The sequence below is a fragment of the Streptomyces sp. LS1784 genome, from assembly GCF_020103755.1.
GTDB lineage: Bacteria > Actinomycetota > Actinomycetes > Streptomycetales > Streptomycetaceae > Kitasatospora.
Genome location: NZ_JAHSQD010000556.1, coordinates 1 through 5,331 on the forward strand (window position 1 = coordinate 1; position 5,331 = coordinate 5,331).

Here is a 5,331-nt window from a genome sequence, read left to right on the forward strand (position 1 = left end):
GGATCGGGCTGCGCCCGATCGGGCGGTGGTGGCGGGCCTTGCGCGCGCGTGGGTGGTGGTGGGTCAACTCCGCGCTTCGCTGCGGAGTTGGGTGGGTGTCAGGGTGGGGCCTTCGGCCCCTGGGTGGGTGAGGGGGCGGATCCGGGCTTCGCCCGGGCCGGCTGGGGGTGGTGGGGCGCTTCGCGCCTTGGAGCGCGGAGAGGTGACGGGTGGTCACGGGGTGGGGTCACTCGTTGGGGTGGTGCGGGGGCGGGCTTCGCCCGTTCTTGTGCATCAAAGACAGCAGCCCGCTAGGCTCTGGGTTGTTGGTAGGGCCCTGGGGGATTCTCGGCGGCTGCGTGATCGTACGGGTCGGCCGCTCCCGGGTCAGCCCGGATGATTTCTCTCGGATTCGAGAGTGGAATACGTGGAGGCAGGCTTGGCGGGCAGCGAGGCTGACCACATTGATTTCGCGCGGCGGCTGGTGCAGCGACGGGCTCAGGGGAAGTCGGCCGAGCAGATCGAGGCCGGCCGGTGGGAGGCGCGGGCCTGGGAGCGGGAGGCCGGCCGCATGGAGGACTCGGGGCTTCGCCCCGTGTGGGAGGCCGCCGAGTGGGAGCGGATCGCCGCTCTCGTCGGTACCGGGGGGTGGGCTGCCTACGACGTGGCGCTCGATGGGCAGGCCCAGGCCTGGATCGCGGAGCGCGAGGCCCGGCTCGCGGCGGAGCAGGAGCGGGCGCAGCGGCTGCGCCGCCGGAGGCCGCGGAGCCTGGCGCCGGCCCGCGCGGTTCTGTGTGTCGGCTCAGCTTGCCGGCCCGAGCTCCTCTGGAAGGGCTGCCACCACGATGGCAACGGCTTCCTCCGGCGTCTCGGTGCGCACGAGCGGCTCGCCCTTGTTCCATACCCCGTACAGCCCCTCGTCGTACGGGTGGATGGTGTGGCTGACCCGCGTCTTCCAGGAGGCCTTGACACTGGTGGAGAACCAGAGGTTGAAGTGGCTGTTGACCGGCATCAGCTGACGGAGCACTGGCTGGGCGTGCGCCGCCGCCAGCAGCGCGTGGGGGCGCGGGTGGCGGTCGTACGGCGGCATGTGGATGCGGTCGAGCTTGGTGCGCCATGTCAACTCGACGACACCGAACGGCTCCCGCTCATGGGCAAGGGCCCAGGGCCTGAACCGGACGAACGGGGCTTGTGCCCTGGTCTCCTCCAGCCCGGCACCGTCCATCCAGGCCGCCGTCGCCCGGGCCACCTCGGCCAGGTCCGCGGTCCACCCACAGGCCAACCGTGTGCCGTGGGCCTGGAAGTTCACCTGGAACCCACGCCCCTCGTGGGGCGGATACACCGTCACTCTGCGGCCGCTGTCCGCGTCGAGGTACTCCGCGATGCGACCCCAGTCACCGTCCGACTCCGGCAGGGCAAGCCCGAGCCCCTCAGCCGTATACCTCACCGCAGCCCGCAGGGCCCCGTCCTCGTCCCAGCCACCCTCGCCAAGCCCCACCCCGAAGTCCATCGCCCAAGTGTGCCCGAACCGCCTCCACCCGGACCGCCACTCCACGTGCCCGCCGTGGTAAGGACCGCCAAAAAGAACCTCTCGCTGTGACAGCCGATAGAAATCGGCACGCTTTCCTACTGAATACCGGAGTCAGACGGAAACGGATTTCGCCCACCCCTGTCCATTTCACTTAATTCCCGGGAAAGGTAAATTAGAATCATGGTGAAAAAGCTTCGTCCGCACCAGGAAGAGGCGTGCGACGCGGCAGTACGACTTCTGACGCCTCCGGCGTCGGGATTGGTGCCGCCGGAGGGGCTGCGGTGCCAGATCCGGGCGGCGACGGGCTCGGGCAAGTCGCTGACGGCCGTTCACGTCGCCTCCCGGCTCCACGCGGAGCGGACGCTGGTGATCGTGCCCTCGCTGCCGCTGCTGGAGCAGACGGCCGGCGTCTGGCAGTGGGAGGGGCACGGCGGACTCATGGTCGGGCTCTGCTCGCTGGTGGGCAACGAACAGCCGGCGGGCCTGCGGTGCACCACCGACCCGGCAGAGCTGGTGGCCTGGACGGCCGGGGCGGGGCGGGTGACGGTGTTCGCCACCTACGCCTCGCTGGGTTTGGGGCACCTGGAGAAGGCGCACCAGGCGGGCTTGAAGCCGTTCTCGCTCGCGATCGTGGACGAGGCCCACCGGGTCAGTGGTCAGGCTGGTCGGCCGTGGGCGGCGATCCTGGACAACACCAAGGTGCCCTGTGACCGGCGGTTGTTCATGACGGCCACGCCGAGGTTGTGGGCGGTGAAGGAGACGGATCGACTGCGGGCGGCGGCCGGGATCGAGGCGGCCGAGCTGATCGCGAGCATGGACGACGAGGCGCTGTTCGGCCCGGTCGCCCACGACTACCCGCTGGGGACCGCGATCTCGGACGGGGTGATCGCCCCGTACCGGATCCTGTGCGTGGACGTGGCCGACCCGGTCCTCCAGGGCCTGGAGCAGCGCGGTGCGAGCGATGTATCCGTGGAGTACCGGGGCGCCCGTCTGGCGGCCCTGCAGACGGCCCTGCTGACCGCGTGCGCGGAGTGGGACCTATCCCGGGTCCTGTCGTTCCATCACATGGTCGCCGAGGCGAGGGCGCTGAGCACCGGCCTTGGCGATGTGGCGCGGGTGCTGTGGGAGCAGGACCCCGCTCTGCACCCGGACCCGGCGCTGATCGGCACGAGCTGGTTGGAGGCCGAGCACACGCCGGCCGAACGCCGGGCCGCACTCGGCACCTTCGCCTCGCTGGTCCGGGAGGACGGATGGCGGCTCCAGCGGTACATCCTCGCCTCGGTCAAGGTCTTGAGTGAGGGCGTGGACACCTTCGACTGCGACGCGGTGTTCTTCGCCGACGTGCGCGGATCCATGGTGGACCTGGTCCAGGCCGTCGGGCGGGCTTTGCGGATGCGACCGGGCAGCGGGAAGGTGGCCACCATCGTGGTGCCCGTCCTGCTGGGCGCCGGGGAGAGCGGCGAGGAGCTGCTGACCTCTCGGGCATTCGACGGGCTGAGCAAGCTGTTGATGGCGCTGAGGGCCCACGACGAAGCCGCCATCGAGCGCCTGGCCCTGCCCCAGTCCGAGACCCGGCCCCCGCGCGAGCCGAAGCACGCCGGGGAGCCGGAGGAGTTCCGCTCCGCCGGCGGCCAGGCGCAGCTGCTGCGGTTCTCCAGCCAGCGCGACCCGGCGGTGATCGCGGCGTTCGTACGGACCCGGGTACTGGAGCCGGAGCGGGCGGAGTTCCGGCGGGGCTTGGAGGAGCTGCTCGCCTACCGGGAGAAGTTCGGCGACGTGCGCGTGCCCTACGCGTACCGGGCCACGTCCGGGCACCGGCTCGGGGTGTGGGTGGCCGACCAGCGCCGCTACAAGGCCGCCGACGTCCTCGATGCCGAGCGCGTCAAGGAGCTGGACGAGCTGGGCATGATCTGGTCCGCATTCGACACCGCCTTCACCGACAACCTCACCGCGGTCACCGGATACGCCGCCGAACACGGACACGCCTGCCCGCCCAACGAAGCCGTGTGGGGCGGGCGCCCCGTCGGGACCATCATGAAGAACCTGCGCACCGCCCAACGCCGCACCGAAGCCCTCCAGCGCCGGGCCGAGGCCGGCGAGCAGGGCCTGGACTGGACCGGAGCCTTGTCCGCCGACCGGAAAGCCGCGCTGGACGCGATCGACCCGGCCTGGTGCCCGTCCTGGTCGATCGAGTGGCAGCGGTGCTTCACCCTGGCCTGGCGCCACACCCGGGACGGCGGCACACTCGCCGGCGCCGAGCCGGGCAGCATCGCCGTCCAGGGCGAAGACCTCGCCCGGTGGGCCCGCGCCCAGCAGATCGGCTGGGACAAACTCGGCCCGGCCCAGCAGTGGGCGTGCGAGCACGTCCTCGGAATCGGGCCGCTGCCCGCCGAACAGAAACCGGCCCAGAAGGTCAGCCACGCGGAAAAGGAGCAGCGCAACCTCGCCGCCGCCGCCCAATACCGCGAGCGCGAGGGGCATCTGAACGTCCCCCGCGCACACAAAGAACCCCTCGTCCTGGCCGACGGCACCACCGCGCAGATCAGCCTGGGCCTGTTCATCGCCAACAGCCGCAGCAGACGCGCCGACATCCCCACCGAACGGGCAGCCCGGCTCACCGGACTCGGCATCCGCTGGTGAAAGGCGATCAGACACCTCCGGCCAGGGCGATTGTGCGGAGGATGGGGTAGCCGACGTTCGCGGCGCAGCGCGCTGTCTGGCTCAGTCTGAAGGCCGCAGCGGGATCTCCTGGCCGCGATCGACGTCGAGCCGGCGCGAGGAGCAGCGCGGGCAGCTGAGGGCCCTTCGGGGTGGCCTGGTAGTAGCCCCGTGTGGGGCTTGGCTGGCATGTCACGCTGCTGCTTGGGGACCTGCCGCGGCTGTGGGCTCACCGAGATCGGATTTCTGTGCCTGATCAATGGGTGCGGTTCTCGCTGCGGATCATGTTGCGCAGGCTTGTGCGTGCTGCGGCGAGGTCGTTTTCAAGGGTCATGACCTGGGCGTGGAGGCGGGCATTGTCGGTGGTGGCGTGGTCGATTTGGTCGGCGAGCCGGTGGTTATCGCGGGTCAGGTCGTCGATTCGGGTGGTGAGGGCGTGGGCGCTGAGGGTGTCGAGTTGGTGCCCGAGCTGGCGCTGGATGGCGGCGCGTAGCCGGTCGCGTTCGATGCGGAGGTTCTTGATCTCTTCACGGGCCAGTTCGAGGTCGGCTGTGAGCGCCGCTGAGGAGGGAGCGTGGGGCTGGTGCGTGATGGCGCGCGTGGCTTGTCGATGTTGGGCGGCTTGGATGTGTTCGCGTAGGCCCTGGGTGTAGGTGAGCCAGGTGGAGACGCTGGCGGTGCGGGCGACGGCGGTGTGAGTGACCGGGTAGCCGTCGTATTCGAGAGCGGCGATCGCGGCCAGGGCGCGTTCGCGCTTCTCTGCGCTGATACGGCGTCTGGCTTCGGTCAAGGGGGTGGTGTTGCCGTTTGGGTTCATGGCGCGGCGGTTCCGGGGCGGCGCTGGGTGACGATGGTGAGCGGCAGATGGGTACGGGAGGTGCCGGCTCGGACTTTGCGCAGGAGGGTGACTCTGTTGCTCAATTAGAGGCCGGTGATCAGGCTGCGAGTTGGTGGGCGAGTCGGGTGAGTCGGCTGGTCCGGGGGCTTCGGGTCTGTTCGGTCCAGTGGGCGTCGAGTCGGATGACGTTGATCGCGGTGGCGGAATAGGCGTGTTGGAGGCTGGTCCTGGGCAGGCCGCGGTAGCGGGCCCGGCGCAGGTCGGTGAGGTCGAGGGCCTGGTTGATGGTGCCCTCGACACCAGCGCGGAGGGCGTACTTGGCTTG

4 protein-coding genes are annotated in these 5,331 nt (G+C 70.3%); 1 reads left to right on the top strand and 3 read right to left on the bottom strand.

The genetic code is table 11. The features are described 5' to 3' along the window. Positions 1 to 781: 781 nt before the first annotated feature. The gene (locus KS423_RS37550; RefSeq protein WP_224284222.1) at positions 782 to 1,489 is read right to left on the bottom strand and encodes a DUF6193 family natural product biosynthesis protein; all 708 of its coding nucleotides are present in this window, start codon (positions 1,487 to 1,489) and stop codon (positions 782 to 784) included. A gap of 201 nt (positions 1,490 to 1,690) precedes the next feature. Between KS423_RS37550 and KS423_RS37555 the strand changes: the two genes are divergently transcribed. Next, on the top strand, positions 1,691 to 4,150 hold the full coding sequence (locus KS423_RS37555; RefSeq protein WP_224284223.1) for a DEAD/DEAH box helicase: 2,460 nt from the start codon (positions 1,691 to 1,693) through the stop codon (positions 4,148 to 4,150). A gap of 274 nt (positions 4,151 to 4,424) precedes the next feature. Here the strand turns inward: KS423_RS37555 and KS423_RS37560 are convergent, their stop codons facing one another. After that, a complete protein-coding gene (locus KS423_RS37560) occupies positions 4,425 to 4,985 on the bottom strand; it encodes a DUF6262 family protein (protein ID WP_224284224.1) in 561 nt (186 codons plus the stop codon). A 118-nt stretch (positions 4,986 to 5,103) separates the two neighbouring features. Continuing rightward, the coding region (locus KS423_RS37565) for a transposase (protein WP_224284225.1) at positions 5,104 to 5,331 on the bottom strand (228 nt) is incomplete at its 5' end.